Annotated in this window: 17 protein-coding genes, 4 tRNA genes and 2 pseudogenes; all 23 read right to left on the reverse strand. The window is 48.2% G+C overall.

Going from position 1 to position 23,586, the window contains the following annotated elements; all coding sequences use genetic code 11:
• Positions 1 to 1,185, reverse strand: coding sequence for an elongation factor Tu (tuf, locus tag ACI43T_RS10495; RefSeq protein ID WP_003742643.1), 1,185 nt, complete (start codon positions 1,183 to 1,185; stop codon positions 1 to 3).
• A gap of 88 nt (positions 1,186 to 1,273) precedes the next feature.
• Positions 1,274 to 3,379 (reverse strand): elongation factor G, encoded by a 2,106-nt coding sequence (fusA, locus tag ACI43T_RS10500; protein WP_405386958.1) that lies wholly within the window; start codon positions 3,377 to 3,379, stop codon positions 1,274 to 1,276.
• 18 nt (positions 3,380 to 3,397) lie between these two features.
• Positions 3,398 to 3,868, reverse strand: coding sequence for a 30S ribosomal protein S7 (gene rpsG, locus ACI43T_RS10505; RefSeq protein ID WP_003745196.1), 471 nt, complete (start codon positions 3,866 to 3,868; stop codon positions 3,398 to 3,400).
• A 117-nt stretch (positions 3,869 to 3,985) separates the two neighbouring features.
• Positions 3,986 to 4,357 (reverse strand): 30S ribosomal protein S12, encoded by a 372-nt coding sequence (gene rpsL, locus ACI43T_RS10510; protein WP_002218431.1) that lies wholly within the window; start codon positions 4,355 to 4,357, stop codon positions 3,986 to 3,988.
• 196 nt (positions 4,358 to 4,553) lie between these two features.
• Positions 4,554 to 8,741, reverse strand: a complete 4,188-nt coding sequence (rpoC, locus tag ACI43T_RS10515; protein ID WP_405386963.1) for a DNA-directed RNA polymerase subunit beta' — start codon at positions 8,739 to 8,741, stop codon at positions 4,554 to 4,556.
• A 167-nt stretch (positions 8,742 to 8,908) separates the two neighbouring features.
• Positions 8,909 to 13,087, reverse strand: a complete 4,179-nt coding sequence (gene rpoB / locus ACI43T_RS10520; protein WP_405386965.1) for a DNA-directed RNA polymerase subunit beta — start codon at positions 13,085 to 13,087, stop codon at positions 8,909 to 8,911.
• Between the two features lie 188 nt (positions 13,088 to 13,275).
• Positions 13,276 to 13,647, reverse strand: coding sequence for a 50S ribosomal protein L7/L12 (gene rplL / locus ACI43T_RS10525; RefSeq protein ID WP_003677916.1), 372 nt, complete (start codon positions 13,645 to 13,647; stop codon positions 13,276 to 13,278).
• Between the two features lie 58 nt (positions 13,648 to 13,705).
• Complete coding sequence (gene rplJ / locus ACI43T_RS10530) at positions 13,706 to 14,206, reverse strand: 50S ribosomal protein L10 (protein WP_003760504.1); 501 nt, start codon at positions 14,204 to 14,206, stop codon at positions 13,706 to 13,708.
• Positions 14,207 to 14,433: 227 nt separating this feature from the next.
• Entirely contained in the window at positions 14,434 to 15,129 is a 696-nt protein-coding gene (rplA, locus tag ACI43T_RS10535) for a 50S ribosomal protein L1 (RefSeq protein WP_003742647.1), read from the reverse strand.
• The gene (rplK, locus tag ACI43T_RS10540) at positions 15,129 to 15,563 is read right to left on the reverse strand and encodes a 50S ribosomal protein L11 (protein WP_002220151.1); all 435 of its coding nucleotides are present in this window, start codon (positions 15,561 to 15,563) and stop codon (positions 15,129 to 15,131) included. Before rplK ends, rplA begins: the two co-directional genes overlap by 1 nt.
• A gap of 106 nt (positions 15,564 to 15,669) precedes the next feature.
• Positions 15,670 to 16,203 (reverse strand): transcription termination/antitermination protein NusG, encoded by a 534-nt coding sequence (gene nusG / locus ACI43T_RS10545; RefSeq protein ID WP_003760509.1) that lies wholly within the window; start codon positions 16,201 to 16,203, stop codon positions 15,670 to 15,672.
• Between the two features lie 2 nt (positions 16,204 to 16,205).
• Positions 16,206 to 16,478 carry a preprotein translocase subunit SecE gene (secE, locus tag ACI43T_RS10550; protein WP_405386971.1) on the reverse strand — a complete coding sequence of 91 codons (273 nt, stop codon included), beginning with the start codon at positions 16,476 to 16,478 and terminating at the stop codon, positions 16,206 to 16,208.
• A 119-nt stretch (positions 16,479 to 16,597) separates the two neighbouring features.
• A tRNA-Trp gene (locus tag ACI43T_RS10555) sits at positions 16,598 to 16,673 on the reverse strand.
• 6 nt (positions 16,674 to 16,679) lie between these two features.
• Positions 16,680 to 17,864 (reverse strand): elongation factor Tu, encoded by a 1,185-nt coding sequence (tuf, locus tag ACI43T_RS10560; protein ID WP_003742643.1) that lies wholly within the window; start codon positions 17,862 to 17,864, stop codon positions 16,680 to 16,682.
• A gap of 66 nt (positions 17,865 to 17,930) precedes the next feature.
• Positions 17,931 to 18,005 (reverse strand) — tRNA-Thr (locus ACI43T_RS10565).
• A gap of 10 nt (positions 18,006 to 18,015) precedes the next feature.
• Positions 18,016 to 18,089: transfer RNA gene (locus tag ACI43T_RS10570), tRNA-Gly, on the reverse strand.
• Positions 18,090 to 18,117: 28 nt separating this feature from the next.
• Positions 18,118 to 18,201 (reverse strand) — tRNA-Tyr (locus ACI43T_RS10575).
• Between the two features lie 101 nt (positions 18,202 to 18,302).
• A complete protein-coding gene (locus ACI43T_RS10580; protein WP_009175238.1) occupies positions 18,303 to 18,554 on the reverse strand; it encodes a YfhL family 4Fe-4S dicluster ferredoxin in 252 nt (83 codons plus the stop codon).
• A gap of 119 nt (positions 18,555 to 18,673) precedes the next feature.
• Entirely contained in the window at positions 18,674 to 19,243 is a 570-nt protein-coding gene (gene rsmD / locus ACI43T_RS10585; protein ID WP_405386974.1) for a 16S rRNA (guanine(966)-N(2))-methyltransferase RsmD, read from the reverse strand.
• Positions 19,244 to 19,427: 184 nt separating this feature from the next.
• Entirely contained in the window at positions 19,428 to 21,734 is a 2,307-nt protein-coding gene (topA, locus tag ACI43T_RS10590; RefSeq protein WP_405386976.1) for a type I DNA topoisomerase, read from the reverse strand.
• Between the two features lie 75 nt (positions 21,735 to 21,809).
• The gene (locus tag ACI43T_RS10595) at positions 21,810 to 22,265 is read right to left on the reverse strand and encodes a DUF494 family protein (RefSeq protein ID WP_293279263.1); all 456 of its coding nucleotides are present in this window, start codon (positions 22,263 to 22,265) and stop codon (positions 21,810 to 21,812) included.
• A 15-nt stretch (positions 22,266 to 22,280) separates the two neighbouring features.
• Positions 22,281 to 22,493, reverse strand: a pseudogene (locus ACI43T_RS10600) (DprA-like winged helix domain-containing protein); the annotation flags it as partial.
• 71 nt (positions 22,494 to 22,564) lie between these two features.
• Positions 22,565 to 23,462, reverse strand: a pseudogene (dprA, locus tag ACI43T_RS10605) (DNA-processing protein DprA); the annotation flags it as partial.
• Between the last annotated feature and the right edge of the window lie 124 nt (positions 23,463 to 23,586).

The following is a 23,586-nucleotide window of genomic DNA, read 5'->3' on the forward strand; positions in this document are numbered from 1 at the left end:
TTAAGCAATGATAGAAGAAACCACACCCGCACCTACGGTACGGCCACCTTCGCGAATCGCAAAACGCAGACCTTCTTCCATAGCGATAGGTGCAATCAGTTCTACAGTGATGGCTACATTCTCACCAGGCATAACCATTTCTACACCTTCTTCCAAAGTAACCGCGCCGGTTACGTCGGTAGTACGGAAGTAGAATTGAGGACGGTAGTTAGCGAAGAACGGGGTATGACGACCACCCTCTTCTTTGCTCAATACGTATACTTCTGCTTTGAATTTGGTGTGCGGAGTGATGGTACCCGGTTTAGCCAATACTTGACCGCGTTCCACTTCTTCACGTTTGGTACCGCGCAGCAATACGCCTACGTTGTCGCCTGCCTGACCTTCGTCCAGCAGTTTGCGGAACATTTCAACACCGGTACAAGTGGTTTTTTGGGTTTCTTTCAGACCTACGATTTCGATCTCGTCACCAACGTGGATGACACCGCGCTCTACACGGCCGGTTACTACTGTACCGCGACCGGAGATGGAGAATACGTCTTCGATAGGCAACAGGAACGGTTTGTCCACAGCACGCTCAGGAGTCGGGATGTAGCTATCCAATGCAGCAGCCAGTTCAAAGATTTTTTCTTCGTAAGCTGCGTCGCCTTCCAAGGCTTTCAGTGCAGAACCTTGTACGATCGGGCAGTCGTCGCCTGGGAAGTCGTAGCTTGACAGCAAGTCACGGATTTCCATTTCAACCAGTTCCAACAGCTCGGCATCGTCAACCATGTCGCATTTGTTCATGAACACGATGATGTAAGGTACGCCTACTTGACGGGCCAACAGGATGTGTTCGCGGGTTTGCGGCATAGGACCGTCGGCAGCGGAGCATACCAAGATTGCGCCGTCCATTTGTGCGGCACCGGTAATCATGTTTTTAACGTAGTCGGCGTGCCCCGGGCAGTCTACGTGTGCGTAGTGGCGGGTTTCGGTTTCGTATTCTACGTGTGAGGTATTGATGGTAATACCGCGGGCTTTTTCTTCGGGAGCGTTGTCGATTTGGTCGTAAGCTTTTGCAGCACCGCCGAATTTTTTAGCCAAAATAGTAGTCAAAGCAGCAGTCAGGGTAGTTTTACCATGGTCAACGTGACCGATGGTGCCAACGTTTACGTGCGGTTTGCTACGTTCAAATTTTTCCTTAGCCATGAGCTAATTCCTTTACATTAAAGATCGATTAAAGAACAGAGGCCGTCTGAAAAATCATTTCAGCCTTTCAGACGACCTATTTGCCTGATTAGCCTTTACGGGCTTCAGTTACAGCAGCAGCTATGTGGGCAGGAGCTTCAGAATATTTCTTGAACTCCATAGAGTAAGTAGCGCGGCCTTGGGTTGCAGAACGCAGGTCGGTCGAATAACCGAACATTTCTGCCAGAGGTACTTCGGCACGGACTTTTTTACCGCCGATACCGTCATCATCCATACCCAATACGACGCCGCGACGACGGTTCAAGTCGCCCATTACGTCACCCATGTATTCTTCAGGTGTTTCCACTTCAACTGCCATGATTGGCTCAAGCAGAGCAGGATTGGCTTTACGCATACCTTCTTTGAAGGCTTGGGAAGCAGCCAATTCGAAGGCCAGTTGAGAGGAGTCGACGTCGTGTGAAGAACCGAAGATCAAACGTACGCGTACGTCAACTACTGGGTAGCCTGCAACGATACCGTTAGGCAGGGTATCGCGGATACCTTTATCAACAGACGGAATGAATTCGCGAGGAATCACACCACCTTTAATTTCATCGATAAATTCGTAGCCTGCGCCACCCGGCTCCATAGGTTCCATTTTGATCACAACGTGACCGTATTGACCTTTACCACCGGATTGTTTGGCGTGTTTGTATTCGGCTTCAACTTCTTTGCGGATGGTTTCGCGGTAAGCCACTTGAGGCGCACCGATATTTGCTTCCACGCCGAATTCGCGTTTCATACGGTCAACAATAATTTCCAAGTGCAGCTCACCCATACCGGAAATAATGGTTTGACCGGACTCCTCGTCTGTACGGACACGGAAAGAAGGGTCTTCTTTAGCCAGACGGTTCAGGGCGATACCCATTTTCTCTTGGTCGGCTTTGGTTTTCGGCTCAACGGCAATATGGATTACCGGCTCAGGGAATTCCATGCGTTCCAAGATGATCGGTGCGCTTTCTGCACACAAGGTCTCACCGGTAGTAACGTCTTTCAGACCGATAGCGGCTGCGATGTCACCAGCACGTACTTCTTCAATTTCAGTACGGTCTGCAGCAGTCATTTGTACCAAACGGCCGATACGTTCACGAGTGCCTTTTACAGAGTTCAATACGGTATCACCGGATTTCACGACGCCAGAGTAAACGCGGATGAAAGTCAGTTGACCAACGTATTTGTCGTTCAACATTTTGAACGCCAATGCAGAGAATTTCTCTTCATCGCTGGCTTGACGGCTGTCGGCTTCTTCAGTGTTAGGGTTAACACCTTGAACCGGAGGAATATCGGTAGGAGCTGGCAGCAATTCTACAACTGCGTCCAACATACGTTGAACACCTTTGTTTTTAAATGCGGAACCACACAACATAGGTTGGATTTCGCCTGCCAGAGTACGTTGACGCAATCCGCATACGATTTCTTCCTCAGTCAGCTCGTCGCCACCAAGGTATTTATCCATCAATTCTTCGCTGGCTTCTGCTGCGGCTTCAATCATGTTTTGACGCCATTCTTCAGCAGTTTCAACCAACTCAGCAGGAATGTCGCCGTAGGTAAAGGTCGTGCCTTTGTCAGCTTCGTTCCAAATGATGGATTTCATTTTCAGCAGGTCAACAACACCGCTGAAACTGTCTTCTGCGCCAACCGGGATTACGATAGGCACAGGGTTTGCGCGCAAACGGGTTTTCATTTGCTCGACAACGCGGAAGAAGTTGGCGCCTTGGCGGTCCATTTTATTTACAAACGCCAAGCGTGGCACTTGGTATTTGTTGGCTTGACGCCATACGGTTTCAGATTGCGGTTGAACACCACCCACCGCGCAGTAAACCATTACCGCACCATCCAATACACGCATAGAACGCTCTACCTCTACGGTAAAGTCAACGTGTCCCGGGGTGTCGATGATGTTGAAGCGGTGTTCTGGGAATTGTTTCGCCATACCGGACCAATAGGAAGTAACGGCAGCGGAGGTAATAGTAATACCACGCTCTTGCTCTTGTTCCATGTAGTCAGTAGTAGCCGCGCCGTCATGCACCTCGCCCAATTTGTGGGTCAAACCGGTATAGAACAAAATACGTTCTGTAGTAGTGGTTTTACCCGCGTCAATATGGGCGGAAATACCGATGTTGCGGTACAGGCTGATCGGGGTCTTACGAGCCATTTTATTAGCCTTTCAAAATTAGAAACGGAAGTGAGAGAATGCTTTGTTTGCTTCAGCCATGCGGTGTACTTCTTCACGTTTTTTCAACGCACCGCCGCGACCTTCGGACGCATCAATCAATTCGCCTGCCAAACGTAGGTCCATGGATTTCTCACCACGTTTGCGGGCCGCATCGCGAACCCAACGCATTGCAAGAGCCAGACGGCGCGAAGGACGAACCTCAACAGGAACTTGGTAGTTTGCACCACCTACACGGCGGCTTTTCACTTCCACGATAGGCTTGGCGTTTGCAATGGCTTCGTTGAATACTTCGATTGCTGCTTTGCCGGTTTTTTTCTCGATTTGCTCCAACGCACCGTAAACGATACGCTCGGCAACAGATTTTTTACCGTCAATCATCAATACGTTCATGAATTTAGTCAGCTCGACACTGCCGAATTTAGGATCAGGCAACACATCGCGCTTGGGGACTTCTCTACGTCTTGGCATTTTAATTTCCTTTAATCTATTCAGTTGGGTCAATTCCCATGAATACCCAAAAGAGTATTCACTTACTCGGCCGTTGTTCAGCTTAGGCGGCCGACGTGCCTATTTAAGCCCCTGTAATTATTTAGGACGCTTAGCACCGTATTTAGAACGGGCTTGTTTACGGTCTTTAACACCTGCAGTATCCAAGGAACCGCGTACAGTGTGGTAACGTACACCCGGCAAGTCTTTTACACGACCGCCGCGAATCAGTACGACGCTGTGCTCTTGCAGGTTGTGGCCTTCACCGCCGATGTATGAAATCACTTCAAAACCGTTGGTCAGGCGAACTTTACATACTTTACGCAATGCAGAGTTAGGTTTTTTAGGGGTAGTTGTGTATACACGGGTGCACACGCCGCGTTTTTGCGGGCAAGCTTCCAGTGCAGGCACTTTGTTTACGTACACAGGCTTTTGACGGCCTTTGCGTACCAATTGGTTGATAGTTGGCATATTTTCTCGTCCTGTTGAGTTAAATACTTGCCGACACCATGTCGACAAGAGTGGAATTATATTTTTATTGCAAGGCTTTAGTCAAGTAACTGATTAAAATTGTGTATTTTTATTCAGTTAAGATTGAGAGGCCATCTGAAAATAAAGAAACCGCAGACCAAAATCTGCGGTTTCTTTATTTTCAAGTCTTACCTAATCATTTGGTGGTAATATTAGAAAGATTTTCGGTCTCAGTAGCTATCTGCTCCACGTCATCCCACTGCTGATGGCGGCTACGGTGGTAAGTCAAACCTGTACCAGCAGGAATCAGACGACCAACAATCACGTTCTCTTTCAAACCACGCAATTCATCTTGCTTGCCCATAATGGCGGCTTCAGTCAATACGCGGGTTGTTTCTTGGAACGATGCAGCTGAAATGAAGCTGTCGGTGGACAAGGATGCCTTAGTGATACCTAACAATACATTCTCATAACGTGCAGGTTCTTTATTTTCGGCAACTGCTTTTTCATTTTCAGCCATAACGTCACCGCGTTCCACCTGCTCGCCGGTAATGAATACTGTTTCACCCGAATCAACTATGTTCACTCGACGCAGCATTTGGCGAATAATAACTTCGATGTGTTTATCGGAAATCTTCACCCCTTGGAGACGGTAAACTTCTTGCACTTCTTGGACGATGTAGCGAGCTAGGGCCTCAATACCTTTCAGGCGCAAAATATCGTGCGGATCTACAGCACCATCCACAATAGTTTCACCGCGATTTACCACTTGGCCGTCATGTACTAAAATTTGTTTCTCTTTAGAAATCAAAGTCTCATACGCTGCACCCTCGCTATCAGTGATAATTAGACGTTGCTTGCCTTTCGTTTCCTTACCAAATGAAACAGTACCGGTAATTTCGGCCAACATGCCTGCATCTTTAGGAATACGCGCCTCAAACAGTTCTGCTACTCGCGGTAACCCCCCGGTAATATCACGGGTTTTCGATGTTGCCTGAGGAATACGTGCCAATACGTCGCCTTTGCCAACCTCCTGACCTTCACGCACAGTAATCACCGCTCCAACAGGGAATGTCATTGATACTGGAGTCGAAGTGCCAGAAATACATACTTCCAAACCATTTTCATCCAACAGTTTCACAGTCGGACGCAGCAGTTTGGATGCACTGCTGGAACGGCGTTTACCGTCAATAACTACCAAAGTGGACAAACCGGTTACATCGTCAGTTTGTTTGGCAACGGTTACACCCTCTTCCACGTTCTCGAATTTCACCCAACCTGCGTGTTCGGTAATCATCGGACGGGTATGCGGATCCCAGGTTGCCAACGTTTGACCGGCTTTAATGGCTTCACCATCTTGAACCATCAAGATAGCACCGTAAGGCACTTTGTGGCGTTCGCGTTCACGACCGATGTCATCATGGATAACGACTTCGCAAGAGCGGCCGATGACAACCAATTCGCCTTTGTTATTGGCAACATAACGCATTTGGCTGCTGAATCGTGCCGTACCGTTGGATTTGGCTTCAACTTGGCTGGCTGCTGCCGCACGGGATGCCGCACCACCGATGTGGAACGTACGCATGGTCAACTGGGTACCCGGTTCACCGATAGACTGAGCCGCAATTACGCCGACTGCTTCACCGGCATTGACCAATTTGCCGCGTGCCAAGTCGCGACCGTAACAGTGTGCACACAAACCATGGCGGGTTTTACAAGTAATCGGAGTACGGACTTTGACTTCATCGACACCGGATTGGTCAATCATATCCACCAGTTTTTCAGTCAACAACGTACCGGCTTCAACCAAGGTCTCGCCACTTGACGGATCGACAACGTCAGACGCGGTAACACGACCCAAAATACGATCGCGCAATGCTTCAATCACATCACCGCCTTGTACTACCGCCTTCATAACAAAGCCGTCTGAAGTGCCACAATCGTCTTCAACAACGACCAAGTCTTGAGTTACGTCTACCAGACGACGGGTCAGGTAACCGGAGTTCGCGGTTTTCAATGCGGTATCCGCCAAACCCTTACGCGCACCGTGGGTCGCAATAAAGTATTGCAATACGGTCAGACCTTCGCGGAAGTTTGAGGTAATCGGCGTTTCAATAATCGAGCCGTCAGGTTTAGCCATCAAACCACGCATACCGGACAACTGTTTAATCTGAGCCGCAGAACCACGAGCACCAGAGTCTGCCATCATATAGATGGAGTTAAATGACTCTTGATCGACTTCTTTGCCATCACGATCGATAACCTTTTGTTTGGACAAGTTATCCATCATCGCTTTAGCGATTTTATCGCCGGCACGACCCCAAATATCCACAACTTTGTTGTAGCGTTCGCCGTTGGTTACCAAACCTTGACGGTATTGGTCTTCGATTTCTTTAACCTCGGCATTGGCTTCAGCCAACAAGGCTGCTTTTTCTTTCGGTATTTCCATGTCATCAACAGCAATGGAAATACCGCCTTTGGCTGCAAATCCGAAACCGGTGTACATCAAGTGGTCAGCGAAGATAACCGTATCGCGCAAGCCGCACAGGCGGAACGACGCGTTAATCAGTTTGGAAATTTCTTTTTTCTTCAGCGCCTTGTTGATGTACTCGAACGGCAGGCCTTTAGGCAGGATTTCGCTCAACAATGCACGACCGACAGTCGTTTCGTAACGGGTAACGACTGGCTCGAATTCGCCGGCTTCGTTTTTCATCCATTCACGCAGACGTACGGTGATTTTCGTACCCAGCTCAACCTGTTTGGTATGGTATGCACGATGCACTTCTTTCACATCAGCAAACAGACTGCCCTCACCTTTGGCATTGATGCGGTCTCGGGTCATGTAGTACAGGCCCAATACGATGTCTTGGGAAGGTACGATAATCGGTTCGCCGTTGGCAGGAGACAATACGTTGTTTGAAGCCAGCATCAGGGTGCGCGCTTCCATTTGCGCTTCCAAGCTCAATGGAACGTGTACCGCCATTTGGTCACCGTCAAAGTCGGCGTTAAACGCGGCACATACCAACGGATGCAGCTGAATGGCTTTACCTTCAATCAGGATGGGTTCAAACGCTTGAATACCCAAACGGTGCAGGGTCGGCGCACGGTTCAGCATAATCGGATGTTCGCGGATGACTTCTTCCAAGATGTCCCATACTTCCGGTACTTCTTGTTCTACCAATTTTTTCGCTGCTTTAACGGTAGAGGCCAGACCTTGTTTTTCCAGTTTATGGAAAATGAACGGTTTGAACAGTTCCAAAGCCATTTTTTTCGGCAGACCGCATTGGTGCAGACGCAGGTATGGGCCTACGGTAATCACGGAACGACCGGAGTAGTCCACACGTTTACCCAGCAGGTTTTGACGGAAACGACCGCCCTTACCTTTAATCATGTCTGCCAACGATTTCAGCGGACGTTTGTTGGCACCGGTCATGGCTTTACCGCGACGGCCGTTATCCAACAGCGAGTCAACCGCTTCTTGCAACATACGTTTTTCGTTGCGGACAATGATGTCAGGAGCGTGCAGTTCCAGCAGGCGTTTCAGACGGTTGTTACGGTTGATGACGCGACGGTACAAATCGTTCAAATCGGAAGTGGCAAAACGACCGCCGTCCAACGGAACTAGAGGACGCAAATCAGGCGGCAATACTGGCAGCACGTCCATAATCATCCACTCCAGTTTCATACCGGAACGGTGGAAGGCTTCCAACACTTTCAAGCGTTTGGCGATTTTTTTGATTTTGGTATCTGAACCGGTCGACTCAAGCTCTTGGCGCAGGATTTCGATTTCGCCTGCTACATCCAAGGTGCGCAACAATTCGCGGATACCTTCCGCACCCATTTTGGCATCGAAATCGTCGCCGTATTCGTCCAGTTTGTTGTAGTAGTCATCTTCAGTCAGCAATTGACGGCGTTGCAGCGGAGTCATGCCGGGGTCGGTCACAACAAATGCTTCAAAGTACAATACGCGTTCAATGTCGCGCAAAGTCATGTCCAGCACCATACCCAAACGAGAAGGCAGGGATTTCAAGAACCAAATGTGTGCCACAGGCGCGGCCAATTCGATATGACCCATGCGTTCGCGGCGCACTTTGGACAAAGTCACTTCCACGCCACATTTTTCACAGGTTACACCTTTAAATTTCAAGCGTTTATATTTTCCGCACAAGCACTCGTAGTCTTTGACCGGACCAAAGATTTTGGCGCAGAACAGACCGTCACGCTCAGGTTTGAACGTACGATAGTTGATGGTTTCAGGCTTTTTAACTTCGCCGTAAGACCATGAACGAATGGTTTCGGGAGAAGCAATGCCGATTTTGATGGCATCAAACTCTTCTTCCATGCCGGCAGTTTGCAACGGATTAAATAAGTTCAACAAATTCATTTTTGCTCCTTGAAGGAAGTATTTTTACCGCGTGGCGGATTTTCGATATTGGAAACGGTACGTTACGGTTTCAGACGACCTGATATTTTCAGATTTCGATTAATTCATTCTTATTCTGCAACCGCTTTTTCAGACGACCTTCAAAGAGGCCGTCTGAAAACTTCTGTTTAGTAACGTTCCAAATCAATATCCAAGCCCAGTGAGCGAATCTCTTTAACCAATACGTTGAAGGACTCAGGCATACCGGCATCAATTTTGTGCTCGCCTTTGACGATGTTCTCGTACATTTTTGTACGGCCTGTTACGTCGTCGGACTTCACGGTCAACATCTCTTGCAGTGTGTAGGCTGCGCCGTATGCTTCCAGCGCCCAAACCTCCATCTCACCGAAACGTTGACCACCGAACTGAGCTTTACCGCCCAGAGGCTGTTGAGTAACCAAACTATACGGACCGGTAGAACGCGCGTGCATTTTTTCGTCAACCAAGTGGTGCAGCTTCAGATAGTGCATCACACCTACTGTTACCTTGCGGTCAAACGGTTCGCCAGAGCGTCCGTCATACAGCGTGATTTGGGTTTTGCTGTCGTTAAAGCCCAGTTTTTCGACTTCAGGATCATTGCTCGGATAAGCCAAATTCAGCATTTCGCGGATTTCAGATTCTTTCGCACCATCAAATACCGGCGATGCGAAAGATGCGCCTTTACGCAGATTGGAAGCCAGTTCGATGATTTCTTCATCAGTCAGGGCATCCAAATCTTCTTTCTTACCGCTGCCGTTGTAGAGTTTGTTCAAGAACTCGCGCAGCTCGCTGGCTTTGCGTTGCTCTTTCAGCATACGATCGATACGCTCGCCGATACCTTTTGCCGCCCAACCCAAGTGAACTTCCAAAATCTGACCGATGTTCATACGGGAAGGTACGCCCAACGGGTTCAGTACGATGTCCACAGGACGACCGTCCGCCATGTAAGGCATATCTTCAACAGGCAGAATACGCGATACCACACCTTTGTTACCGTGGCGACCCGCCATTTTGTCACCGGCTTGCAGACGGCGTTTGATGGCGATAAAGACTTTCACCATTTTTTGTACGCCAGGCTGCAATTCGTCGCCTTGGGTCAGTTTTTTCTTCTTGATTTCGTACAACTCGTCCGCTTCTTCGCGTTTTTGTTGCAGACTCAATTTAATCAGTTCTAATTGTTTGGCCAAATCTTCATCAGACAAACGGATATCGAACCAATCGTGTTTACTAGGCAGACCCGCCAGATATTCTGTCGAAATTTCGCTGCCTTTGGCCAGCTTCATCGGACCGCCGTTGGCTTTTTGGCCGACGATCATACGCTCAATACGGTCGAATGCGTCGTTATCGAAAATACGCAACTGGTCGCCCAAGTCTTGACGGTAACGTTTCAGCTCAGAATCGATAATGGATTGAGCACGTTTGTCGCGTTGGATACCTTCGCGGGTAAAGACTTGAACGTCGATAACCGTACCGCTCATACCGGTAGGCATACGCAAAGAGGTGTCTTTTACGTCGGATGCTTTTTCGCCGAAGATGGCGCGCAACAGTTTTTCTTCCGGAGTCAGTTGGGTTTCGCCTTTAGGCGTTACTTTACCAACCAATACATCGCCTGCTTCCACTTCTGCACCGATGTAAACGATACCGGATTCATCCAAACGGTTTTGCATACGCTCGGACAAGTTCGGAATATCGCGGGTGATATCTTCCGCACCCAGCTTGGTATCGCGGGCAACGACATTCAATTCCTCAATGTGAATCGAAGTATAGCGGTCGTCTGCAGCTACTTTTTCGGAAATCAGAATCGAGTCTTCATAGTTATAACCGTTCCACGGCATGAAGGCGATAGTCATATTTTGACCCAAAGCCAATTCGCCCAAATCGGTAGATGCACCGTCAGCAATCAAATCGCCGCGTTGCAAAACGTCGCCGGCTTTGACGGCAGGACGTTGGTTGATATTGGTAGATTGGTTAGAACGAGTGAATTTAACCAAGTTGTAAATATCGACACCCACTTCACCGGCAGTCGCTTCATCGTCATGAACACGAATCACAACACGGTTGGCATCGACATACTCAACCACACCGCCACGACGGGCAACGATTGCAGTAGCAGAGTCAACAGCAACAGAACGTTCGATACCGGTACCAACCATCGGTTTTTCAGGACGCAGGCACGGTACGGCCTGACGTTGCATGTTGGCACCCATCAATGCACGGTTCGCATCATCGTGTTCCAAGAACGGAATCAGGGATGCCGCTACGGATACCACTTGACCGGTTGCCACGTCCATATATTGCACACGGTCAGGCGTTGCCATAATGGTTTCGCCTTTTTCACGACAAGTTACCAAGTCACCAATCAAATTACCGTCTTTGTCCAAATCAGCATTCGCTTGTGCAATCACATAGCGGCCTTCTTCGATGGCAGACAAGTAATCGATTTCCTCGGTTACTTTGCCGTCGATAACGCGGCGGTAAGGAGTTTCCAAGAAACCATAATCATTGGTACGTGCATAAACGGACAATGAGTTAATCAAACCGATGTTCGGACCTTCAGGCGTTTCAATCGGACATACGCGGCCATAGTGAGTCGGATGCACGTCTCGCACCTCGAAACCGGCACGTTCACGGGTCAAACCACCCGGGCCTAACGCAGATACACGGCGCTTATGGGTTACTTCAGACAAGGGGTTGGTCTGATCCATAAACTGACTCAATTGGCTTGAGCCGAAGAATTCTTTGATGGCAGCAGAAACAGGTTTCGCATTAATTAAATCATGCGGCATTAAGTTTTCTGATTCTGCCTGATTTAAGCGTTCTTTTACGGCACGTTCCACACGAGCCAAACCACTGCGGAATTGGTTTTCAGTCAACTCACCTACCGAACGCACACGACGGTTGCCCAAGTGGTCAATATCGTCCACTTCACCATGACCGTTACGCAATTCAACCAAAGTAGCAATAGAGGCAACAATATCTTCGACGCTCAGAACATAACCGCCTTTTTCGGCAGCACCTGCGAAAGTTTCGTTCAACAAACGGCCATACCAAGACTGCTGTTGTACTTCAGACAATTTTTGTTCATAAGTACGCGTATTGAATTTCATACGGCCTACGCGAGACAAATCGTAACTGTCTTCACTGAAGAACAAGCGGTTAAACAATTGCTCGACTGCCTCTTCGGTAGGTGGTTCTCCCGGGCGCATCATGCGGTAAATCGCAACACGTGCTGCTTGCTGATCAGCAGTCTCATCCGTACGCAGGGTATTGGAAATGTAGCCCCCCTGATCCAATTCATTAATGTAAAGCGTAGTAAGCTGTTTTACACCGTGGATATCAAATTTTGCCAACAATTCTTCAGTGATTTCATCATTGGCCACAGCCAATACTTCACCCGTTTCAGGGTCAATCAAATCCACGGCCAAAGCTTTGCCAATCAGGCTTTCCGGCTCCACATCCAAACGGGTTAATCCCGCATTGCTGATATCACGGATATTTTTTGCGGTAATACGTTTACCCTTAGCAACCAATACGTTGCCTTCTTTATCTAAGATATCAACTTTGGCAGTTTCACCTTTCAGACGACCTACGACCAAATCGGTTTGGACACCATTTTCAGACAGATAGAACGTTTCTTTATCGTAGAAAATATCCAAGATCTGCTCATTGTTGTAGCCCAAAGCCTTCAACAAAATCGTAACCGGCATTTTACGGCGACGGTCAATACGGAAATATAGCAAATCTTTCGGGTCAAATTCGAAATCTAGCCACGAGCCACGGTAAGGAATGATTCGAGCAGAGAACAACAATTTACCGGAGGAATGAGTTTTACCACGGTCATGCTCAAAGAACACACCGGGAGAACGATGCAACTGAGAAACAATTACACGCTCGGTACCGTTAATGACAAACGAACCACTTGGAGTCATCAATGGGATTTCGCCCATGTATACTTCATTTTCACGAACTTCTTTGACTGTCGGTTTAGACGCTTCCTTGTCTAAAATAACCAGTCGGATACGCGCGCGCAAAGGAGCTGCATAAGTGATTCCGCGCAATTGACATTCAGGAATATCGAACAAAGGCTCACCCAACGTGTAATGCACAAACTCCAGACGCGCATAACCATTGTGGCTTACGATAGGGAAAATAGAATTAAATGCAGCCTGCAGACCATCGTCAGTGCGCTGATCGAAAGCATTTTCTAATTGCAGAAATTTCGCATAAGAATCAATTTGTGTTGCCAACAAAAAGGGAACGTCCAATACGTTTTCTCGTTTTGCAAAACTCTTACGGATACGTTTTTTCTCGGTAAACGAATAGTTCATATACACTCCGAAAAGCAATTTTAAAGAAAGAGGTCGTCTGAAATAACGCCTATTGTTTGTATTATTTACATTTATTTAAACTTAACTTGCGAATAAATTGCAAATAAATGTAAATAACAAATTAACCTAATAATGATAAGCAAAATAAGGCTGGCAGAAAACTGCCAGCCTTCACAGGAAGCATCAAATTATTTGATTTCGACTTTAGCGCCGGCTTCTTCCAATTGTTTTTGAATGTCTTCAGCTTCAGCTTTAGAAACACCTTCTTTAAGAGTTTTAGGTGCACCATCAACGATGTCTTTAGCTTCTTTCAGACCCAGACCGGTAATTGCGCGAACTACTTTAATCACGCCAACTTTTTGGTCACCGGCAGAAGCCAATACTACGTCAAATTCAGTTTTTTCTTCAGCGGCAGCAGCACCAGCACCAGCAGGACCTGCAACTGCAACAGCAGCAGCAGAAACGCCGAATTTTTCTTCAAAAGCTTTAACCAAGTCGTTCAATTCCATTACGGTCAAAGAACCAACTGCTTCCAAAATGTCTTCTTTAGTAATAGCCATGCTATTTATACTCCAAATATTGTATTAAAAAATAATTGATTAACAGAAACAAAATTGATTAAGCGGCTTCTTCGCCTGCTTTTTTCTCTGCCAAAGCAGCCAAACCGCGCGCAAAGCCTGATACAGGAGCTTGCATAACGAACAACAGTTTGGACAACAGCTCTTCGCGGCTCGGAATAGAAGCCAACTCAGCAACCTGAGCAGCATTCATTACTTCACCATTGTAAGAACCGGCTTTAACTACAATCTTGTCATCTTTTTTCGCGAATTGGTGCAACACTTTAGCAGCAGCAACAGCATCTTCAGAAGCAGCATAAACCAATGGACCAACCATTTGATCAGCCAAAGCTGCGAATGAAGTACCCTCTACTGCACGACGAGCCAATGTGTTTTTCAGAACGCGCAAGTAAACGCCTTCTTTACGCGCATTTGCACGAAGCTCAGTCATACTGGAAACACTGATACCGCGATATTCAGCAACCACGAGAGTCTGAGCGTTAGCAATTGCTGCGCTGATTTCCTCTACGGCTACTTTCTTGGTTTCAATATTGAGACTCAAGGTCTACCTCCCACTGTTTATAAACAGGATATCGGAATGATATCCCACCAGCGCGGTAACCTAAAAAGACATCTTACAAGCAATCTTGCAATGTGTTTCAGGACTACCGTCTGCGTAGGGCAGTTACGATTAAATCTTGCGATCCCTACGGTCTTGGACATCTACTTAATTCTAAGTAGCCCAAATTCAAGCAACTCAAAAATAGAGTTGCTTGAAAATTTCTTAGATTAGTTATTCACGCTTGATGTATCAACGCGAACACCTAAACCCATAGTGCTGGATACAGCAACTTTTTTCAGGTACTGACCTTTAGCAGCAGCGGGTTTGGCTTTAACGATAGCGTCCAGCAACGCATCAAAGTTCTCTTTCAAATCAGCCTCAGCGAATGAAGCACGACCGATAGTTGCATGAACGATACCAGCTTTGTCTGTACGATATTGCACTTGACCTGCTTTTGCATTTTTAACTGCTTCAGCCACATTAGGAGTAACAGTACCCACTTTAGGGTTTGGCATCAAGCCACGTGGACCCAAGATGGTACCTAACTGACCAACGATGCGCATTGCATCAGGAGAAGCAATAACAACGTCAAAGTTCAGATTACCTGCTTTGATTTCAGCAGCCAAATCTTCAAAGCCGACAACATCAGCACCAGCTTCTTTAGCTGCATCAGCATTTGCACCTTGAGTGAATACTGCTACGCGGGTTGTTTTACCGGTACCTTTAGGCAGAACAACTGAACCACGGATAACTTGGTCAGATTTACGCGGATCAACACCCAAGTTGAAAGATACGTCAACAGATTCGTCAAATTTAGCAGTCGCTGCTTTTTTTACCAAAGCAATTGCTTCATCAATTGCATATAATTTATTGGCTTCAACAGAAGAGCGCAAAGCTTTCAAGCGTTTAGATACTTTAGCCATTATACAACACCCTCCACATCCAAACCCATTGAGCGAGCAGAACCAGCAATAGTGCGAACAGCAGCATCCAAATCAGCAGCAGTCAAATCAGGTTCTTTAGTTTTAGCAATTTCTTCCAACTGAGCACGGGTCAATTTACCCACTTTGTTTGTCAGAGGATTAGAACTACCTTTTTGCAAACCGGCAGCTTTTTTCAACAGAATAGAGGCCGGAGGAGTTTTCATCACAAAAGTGAATGACTTATCCGCAAATGCAGTAATTACAACTGGAATCGGCAAACCAGGCTCCATGCCTTGAGTTGCAGCATTAAATGCTTTACAGAATTCCATAATATTCAGACCACGCTGACCCAAAGCAGGACCAACTGGGGGAGATGGATTGGCTTTACCTGCAGGAATTTGCAGTTTGATATAGCCGATAATTTTCTTTGCCACTTATAGGACTCCTAAAAACGGGTATAGCGCGGAACCATTTCCGCTTCCCAAAAAAGAATTCAGTATTATATTTACTTAGAGATTTTTTTTCAAGGGATTTAAAAACTTAAATCTTTTCTACTTGACCAAACTCCAGCTCAACCGGGGTTTCACGACCAAAAATCTGAACAGAAACCCTCAATTTATTACGCTCATAATTCACTTCATCTACAATACCGTTGAAGTCAGCAAAAGGTCCTTCGTTTACACGAACTTGCTGTCCCACTTCAAATTCAACTTTAGGTTTAGGCTTCTCAACCCCAGAACGAACCTGTTGCAAGATTGCATCAGCCTCTCTTTGAGAAATCGGAGTAGGCTTATTTGCCGTACCACCAATAAAGCCTGAAACTCGAGGGGTACTTTTCACCAAATGCCATGAGTCATCGGTCATTTCCATTTCGACCAAAACATAGCCCGGATAGAACTTACGCTCGCTAATGGTTTTACGACCATTTTTAATGTCGACCACTTCTTCTACCGGAACAAGGATCTGCCCAAAATAACCTTCCATACCTTCGCGGGCAATGCGCTCTTTTAATGTCTTTTGGACATTTTTCTCAAAGCCGGAATAAGCCTGCACAACATACCAACGTTTTGACATTTTTACCCCCTCTTCAACAACACATCAAAGAACAGCCATGAAATAACACTATCCACCATATAAATAAACGCTGCCAAAATTGCAACAAATATGACAACAAATATTGTCATCTTAACTGCATCATCTCGCGCAGGCCAAACAACTTTTTTAAACTCAGACCATGAGTTTTTAAAATAGGAAAGCAGCCCTTCTCGCTTGGGAGGCATAGAATGATTGCCGGATGTTACAAGCTGACCCGACTTTTCTGCTTTATGTTCAGATGTATGTTCAGTCATCTTTACTCACTCACCACGGCATCAAAGTCGCACTATCTCACTCATGCAATGGTTCAAATTAATTACTAAAAAAGAAATGCAAAAAAATTAACCGGCGCAGGGCCGGTTAATTTTTTATTTGGCAGGCCAAGAGGGTCTCGAACCCCCAACCCTCGGTTTTGGAGACCGATACTCTACCAATTGAGCTATTGGCCTCTAAACTTAAGCAATGATAGAAGAAACCACACCCGCACCTACGGTACGGCCACCTTCGCGAATCGCAAAACGCAGACCTTCTTCCATAGCGATAGGTGCAATCAGTTCTACAGTGATGGCTACATTCTCACCAGGCATAACCATTTCTACACCTTCTTCCAAAGTAACCGCGCCGGTTACGTCGGTAGTACGGAAGTAGAATTGAGGACGGTAGTTAGCGAAGAACGGGGTATGACGACCACCCTCTTCTTTGCTCAATACGTATACTTCTGCTTTGAATTTGGTGTGCGGAGTGATGGTACCCGGTTTAGCCAATACTTGACCGCGTTCCACTTCTTCACGTTTGGTACCGCGCAGCAATACGCCTACGTTGTCGCCTGCCTGACCTTCGTCCAGCAGTTTGCGGAACATTTCAACACCGGTACAAGTGGTTTTTTGGGTTTCTTTCAGACCTACGATTTCGATCTCGTCACCAACGTGGATGACACCGCGCTCTACACGGCCGGTTACTACTGTACCGCGACCGGAGATGGAGAATACGTCTTCGATAGGCAACAGGAACGGTTTGTCCACAGCACGCTCAGGAGTCGGGATGTAGCTATCCAATGCAGCAGCCAGTTCAAAGATTTTTTCTTCGTAAGCTGCGTCGCCTTCCAAGGCTTTCAGTGCAGAACCTTGTACGATCGGGCAGTCGTCGCCTGGGAAGTCGTAGCTTGACAGCAAGTCACGGATTTCCATTTCAACCAGTTCCAACAGCTCGGCATCGTCAACCATGTCGCATTTGTTCATGAACACGATGATGTAAGGTACGCCTACTTGACGGGCCAACAGGATGTGTTCGCGGGTTTGCGGCATAGGACCGTCGGCAGCGGAGCATACCAAGATTGCGCCGTCCATTTGTGCGGCACCGGTAATCATGTTTTTAACGTAGTCGGCGTGCCCCGGGCAGTCTACGTGTGCGTAGTGGCGGGTTTCGGTTTCGTATTCTACGTGTGAGGTATTGATGGTAATACCGCGGGCTTTTTCTTCGGGAGCGTTGTCGATTTGGTCGTAAGCTTTTGCAGCACCGCCGAATTTTTTAGCCAAAATAGTAGTCAAAGCAGCAGTCAGGGTAGTTTTACCATGGTCAACGTGACCGATGGTGCCAACGTTTACGTGCGGTTTGCTTCGTTCGAATTTTTCCTTAGCCATGGCAATAATCCTATCTAAGTTAAAGCACTTCTTAACAATGAAGTTAATAGAGACAATATTTTATGATGGTGCCCATGGGCAGATTTGAACTGCCGACCTCTCCCTTACCAAGGGAGTGCTCTACCCCTGAGCTACATGGGCGAATTATGTTTGGAGCGGGCGAAGGGAATCGAACCCTCACCGTAAGCTTGGAAGGCTTCTGCTCTACCATTGAGCTACACCCGCTTTTTCACTTAATTGCTCCAAATGTGATTGGTGGAGGGAGAAGGATTCGAACCTTCGAAGCTCACGCAACAGATTTACAGTCTGCCCCCTTTGACCGCTCGGGAATCCCTCCAAAAGAGAGCGACATCTTATTATTAGTTTTATTCTTGGTCAAGAACTTTTTTAGAAATTTAAATAGTGCATTACTTAAGCTGGATGTTTTGTATACGATTCTTATTTAAAAGAAATAATCTTTTCATATTTTGCCATCAGCTCTTCATGTGTTTCAGGATGTTCTTCGTCAATTAAAATGCAATCTACCGGACATACCTGTTGGCATTGCGGTTCATCGTAATGCCCTACGCACTGGGTACAAAGGTTAGGGTTGATTTCATAAATTTCTTCGCCCTGCGAAATCGCATCATTGGGACATTCTGGTTCACATACGTCGCAGTTAATGCACTCATCCGTAATAAAGAGCGACATTTGACTTTCCTCTTTCATTATTTTCAAAACCAATGGCGGCGGATTATAGCATAAACCACCTATCCGGCATTCTGCCTCTGCCGATGTTTACACCCTGGTAATGATTATCAAATACCATACTATTCAGTGACTTGCATATATTTTAATAACTTAAATCTGCTCATCCCCGCCTTACCGCTCCGCCATTCTTGAATCCATACGGGAATTGGTGGCAGTCCCCATGCTTCAATATAGACCATTGCGTCGTTTTTCAAGTGCTCCTTTAGGACTTTGAGTAATTTTTCCCAGTCTTGCCAGACAAAGGGCGGATCAAGAAAAACCACATCGAACTGCTCCCCACAATCTTTCAAATAAGTGAGGCCGTCTGAAAAAACAATCTCGGCACCTAATTTTAACTGCCTGTTTATTTGTTGCAGATTCAACACAGTTTGGCGGTTGTTGTCCACCATAACCACTTTCGCCGCGTTCCTAGAGGCAGCCTCAAAACCCAGCGCCCCGCTGCCGCTAAACAAATCAAGTACGGTCAAACCGGTCAAATCCTGCCCCAGCCAATTAAACAGTTTTTCGCGCACGCTATCGGGCGTCGGGCGCAATCCCTCTGCTGAAACAAAGGTCAGTTTGCGCCCCCTGCATTGTCCGCCGATAATCCGTACCTGATTGACGTGCTTATTGTGTTTTGTATTTACCATTTTGATCCGTGATGAATGTGGCCGTCTAATAAAAATTCTATTCTGCAAAAATAGGGCTCAGACATGCCTTTGGCAACCTCAGCATGTAGTATTATACAGATTCTTGTTTTAGAACGATAAAGGCCGTCTGAAAATCAAAATATGGATTTTCAGACGGCCTTTTCTCTTTTAAACCAACCTAATCTCACTCTTTCGGCGCAGGCGGTTCAATCTGTTCTTTCCAGCCGCATTCTTTTTGCGGGCAGACTTTTTCCACGCCCCAGCGTTTGGTGGTTTTAATGGTCAGTACCGGCCAATGGCAGTTCGGGCATTTTTCGGCGACGGGCGGGTTCCAAGTGGCGTAATTGCAGTCGGGATAGGTGCTGCAACTGTAAAACAGTTTGCCGTAGCGGGATTTGCGCTCGACGAGGTTGCCTTTTTTGCATTGCGGACATTGGACGCCGGTATCTTTCGGTTTTTCCAGCGGCTCGACGTGTTTGCATTTGGGGTAGTTGGCGCAGCCGATGAATTTGCTGCCGGTGCGGCTGTATTTGTACACCAGCCGTCCGCCGCATTTGGGGCACTCGCGCCCGTCGAGTTCCGCCTGCTCGGCTTCGGCTTTGGCGATGCGCTCGGCGGCTTCTTCGGCGGTTTCGTTAACGTTGCGCGTGTAGCTGCACTCGGGATAGCCGGCGCAGGCGACGAAACGGCCCATTTTGCCGAACTTGATTTGCAGTTTGTGTTCGCCGCATTTCGGGCAGGTTTCGTCGAGTTCCTGCGTAGTGAATTTGGCGCGTTCGATGCCTTCTTTTTCTTCCACTTGTTTGATGAACGGTTTCCAGAATTTGTCCATCACGGGAATCCAGCGGCGTTTGCCGTCGGCGATTTCGTCGAGCTGGTCTTCGAGTTTGGCGGTGAAGTGGTAGTCGACGTATTGGGCGAAGTGTTCGGTCAGGAATTTGTTGACGATGTCGCCCGTATCGGTGGGCATGAAGCGTTTTTGCTCAAGGGTAACGTATTCGCGGTCTTTGAGCGTGGAGATGATGCTGGCGTAGGTCGAGGGGCGACCGATGCCGTATTCTTCGAGGGCTTTAACCAGCGTCGCTTCGTTGTAGCGCGGCGGCGGGGTGGTGAAGTGTTGTTCGCCGTAGAGTTTGTCCACAGGCAATTTATCGCCTTCGCTCATTTCGGGCAGTTTTTTGCTATCTTCGCCTTCTTCATCGTCGCTGCTTTCTTCGTAAACGCTGAGGAAGCCTGCGAAGGTTTGCACTTGTCCGGTTACGCGGAATACGCCTTTGCCAACGGTAATATCGACGGTGGTTTGGTCGAATTTGGCGGGCGTCATCTGACAGGCAACGGTACGCTGCCAAATCATTTGATAGAGTTTGAACTGGTCTGCGCTCAGGAAGGGTTTGACGCTTTCGGGCGTGCGGTACACGGAAGTCGGACGTATCGCCTCGTGGGCTTCTTGGGCGTTTTTGGATTTGGTTTTGTATTGTTTGGCGGCACTCGGCAGATATTCTTTGCCGATTTTGTTTTCGATGTAATGGCGGATTTCGGTTAACGCTTCATCGGCCAAATTCACGCTGTCGGTACGCATATAGGTAATCAGACCGATGGCGCCCTGCCCTACGTCTATACCTTCGTAAAGCTGCTGGGCGGTACGCATGGTGCGGTCGGTGGTGAAACCGAGTTTGCGCACGGCATCCTGCTGCATGGTGGAAGTGGTGAACGGCGCGGCAGGGTTGCGGCTTCGCTTTTTCTTTTCGATGGCGGTAACGACGGCCTCTTTGCCTTCAAGTTCTTTCAACACGTCGGCTTGCGCGGCTTCGTTCGGCAGGTCGAATTGTTCGAGTTTCGCGCCGTTGTATTGGGCGAGTTTGGCGGTGAACTTGCTGCGGCCTTTGTGGCTGTCGAGATGCACCGTCCAATATTCCTGCGCTTCAAACGCGCGGATTTCGTTTTCGCGTTCGCAAATCAAACGCAGGGCGGGACTTTGCACACGGCCCGCGCTCAAACCGCGGCGGATTTTTTTCCACAACAATGGCGAGAGGTTGAAACCAACCAGATAGTCCAAAGCGCGGCGGGCTTGTTGCGCATCAACCAAATCCATTTCGATTTCGCGCGGGTGGGCGACGGCGTCGAGGACGGCGTTTTTGGTGATTTCGTGGAACACGACACGCTGCGGCTTGATGTTTTTCAGGCCGCGTTTGGATTTGAGGATTTCAAAAAGATGCCAGGAAATCGCTTCGCCTTCCCTATCCGGGTCGGTTGCGAGGTAGATGTTTTCGGCTTCTTTGGCTCCCGCGACAATCGCATCGACGTGTTTGGCGTTGCGTTTGATCAGCTCGTATTTCATGGCGAAGTCGTGTTCGGGATCGACGGCACCGTTTTTGGGGATAAGGTCGCGGACGTGGCCGTAGGAGGCCAGAATTTCGAAATCGCCGCCAAGGTATTTTTTCAGGGTTTTGGCTTTGGACGGTGATTCGACGATTAAGAGGTTTTTCGCCATTGTCTGTTCTCTTTTAATGTATTGGATTTTATGTTTCAGACGGCCTCTTAAAAACAAAAGGCCGTCTGAAAAGTATTAATGCATGACGGCCTTGCCGTTTAAGGCGGCCATCAAGTCGTCGCCGATTAATACCGGCAGCTCGCTCTTGTGCGCCCACAATACCAGCAGTGTCAGTACTTTTGCCGTATCGACGGTAATTTCTTCGGACGGAATATGCATCAGGGCATGGATGACAATTTCGCGCTGCTCATAAGTAATAGCGCGTTCGCTGACCAAATACTGCATCAGCCCCATCACTTCCTGCGGCAGATTGTCGGTTTCTTCGTTGCTGTAAACGCGTACCGATTGGCTGTCGAGCGGTTCGGCGGCAAATTCGGAACTGTTGAGCAACACTTCCAGCATCATCAGCGTATTGCCGATTTCCGTTGCGTCAAAACCTGCGTCTTCCAGCAACCGCCCCAAATCCTCCGGCGGAGGACATGCGTCAAAATCCTGAAAATGTTCGATTAAAAAAGCAATGACTTCTGCCATGCCGATTCCTTATTTCTATGTTTCGATTCGTTGGTAACGTCCGCCTGCCAGCGAAGCCACCTTGCCGTCGAGTTCCAGTTCCAGCAGTTCCGCGTAAACATCGGCGGCGGGAAATTGCAACTGCTGCGCCAACGTATCGGGATGAACGGGATCGTATCCCATTGCGTCCAGCAGCGGGGAACTGTCTGCCTGCCGCCCCGCCTCCGTACCTACGTTTTCAGACGGTCTCCCGACAGTTGCCGGCGGCTCCGGTTTGCGTGCTTCACTTGTATCCCTTTTTATAGCATATGGCAGCAACGGGGAATTTTGCAACAGTTGCGGGCATTCCTGCACGATGTCATCCAGACACTCCACCAGTTTCGCACCGTCTTTAATCAGCTTGTGGCAGCCTTTGCTGTGCGGATTGTCTATCGAACCGGGCACTGCCATCACCTCCCGCCCCATCTCCGCCGCCAGCTTGGCGGTAATCAGCGAACCGGATTCCAGCGCAGCCTCGACCACCAGCGTAACCTGCGACAGCGCGGCAATCAGGCGGTTGCGGCGCGGGAAGTTGCCCGCAAGCGGGCGCGTGTCCAACGGAAACTCGCTGACAATCAGCCCTTTTTCGGCGATTTCATAGGCAAGGCTTTTATTGGACGGCGGATAAATGCGGTCTATGCCCGTTCCCCAGACGGCGATGGTGCTGCCGCCCGCCTGCAACGCGCCTTGGTGGGCGGCAGTGTCGATGCCCGAAGCCATACCCGACACGACGGGGATGCCCTTTTCACTCAACGCCCTGCCGAAATCCTTGGCAATCCGCATTGCCTGCGGCGTGGCATGGCGGCTGCCGATAATGGCGGCGGAATATTTGTGCAGTAACCCTGCGTCACCGCGCAAAAACAAAACCGGCGGCGCGGTAATACCCTGAGTCAGCATTTCAGGAAAATCTTGGTCTTGCAACAGCATTAGCCGGCAACCGTCCTGCGTTTCCCATTTTAAGGCGGCTTCGGCGGATTTTTGCGCCAAGTGGCGCTTTTCGACATTACGCCAAGCCTCTGCCGCCTGCTTGTGGCGCACCAGAGCGGCGATTTTCTCTGCCGGCACATCCAATGCGGCCTGCGCACTACCGAAATATTGCAGCAAAATCAAGAAGCTTTCTGCACCGATATAGGGTGTGAAAGCAAGTTGCAGCCACGCGAAGCGTTCCGTTTCGTTCATTGTCCGTATCCCGTTTTGTATTTCAGACGGCCTGCCCATATCGGCGGCCTTCGAGTTTATTTATTTTTAGTAAGCGGCCTGATATTTTTTCAGACGGCCTATTTTACAGAAATTCATCTATAGG

The sequence above is a fragment of the Neisseria oralis genome (assembly GCF_045062685.1).
Classification (GTDB): domain Bacteria; phylum Pseudomonadota; class Gammaproteobacteria; order Burkholderiales; family Neisseriaceae; genus Neisseria; species Neisseria oralis.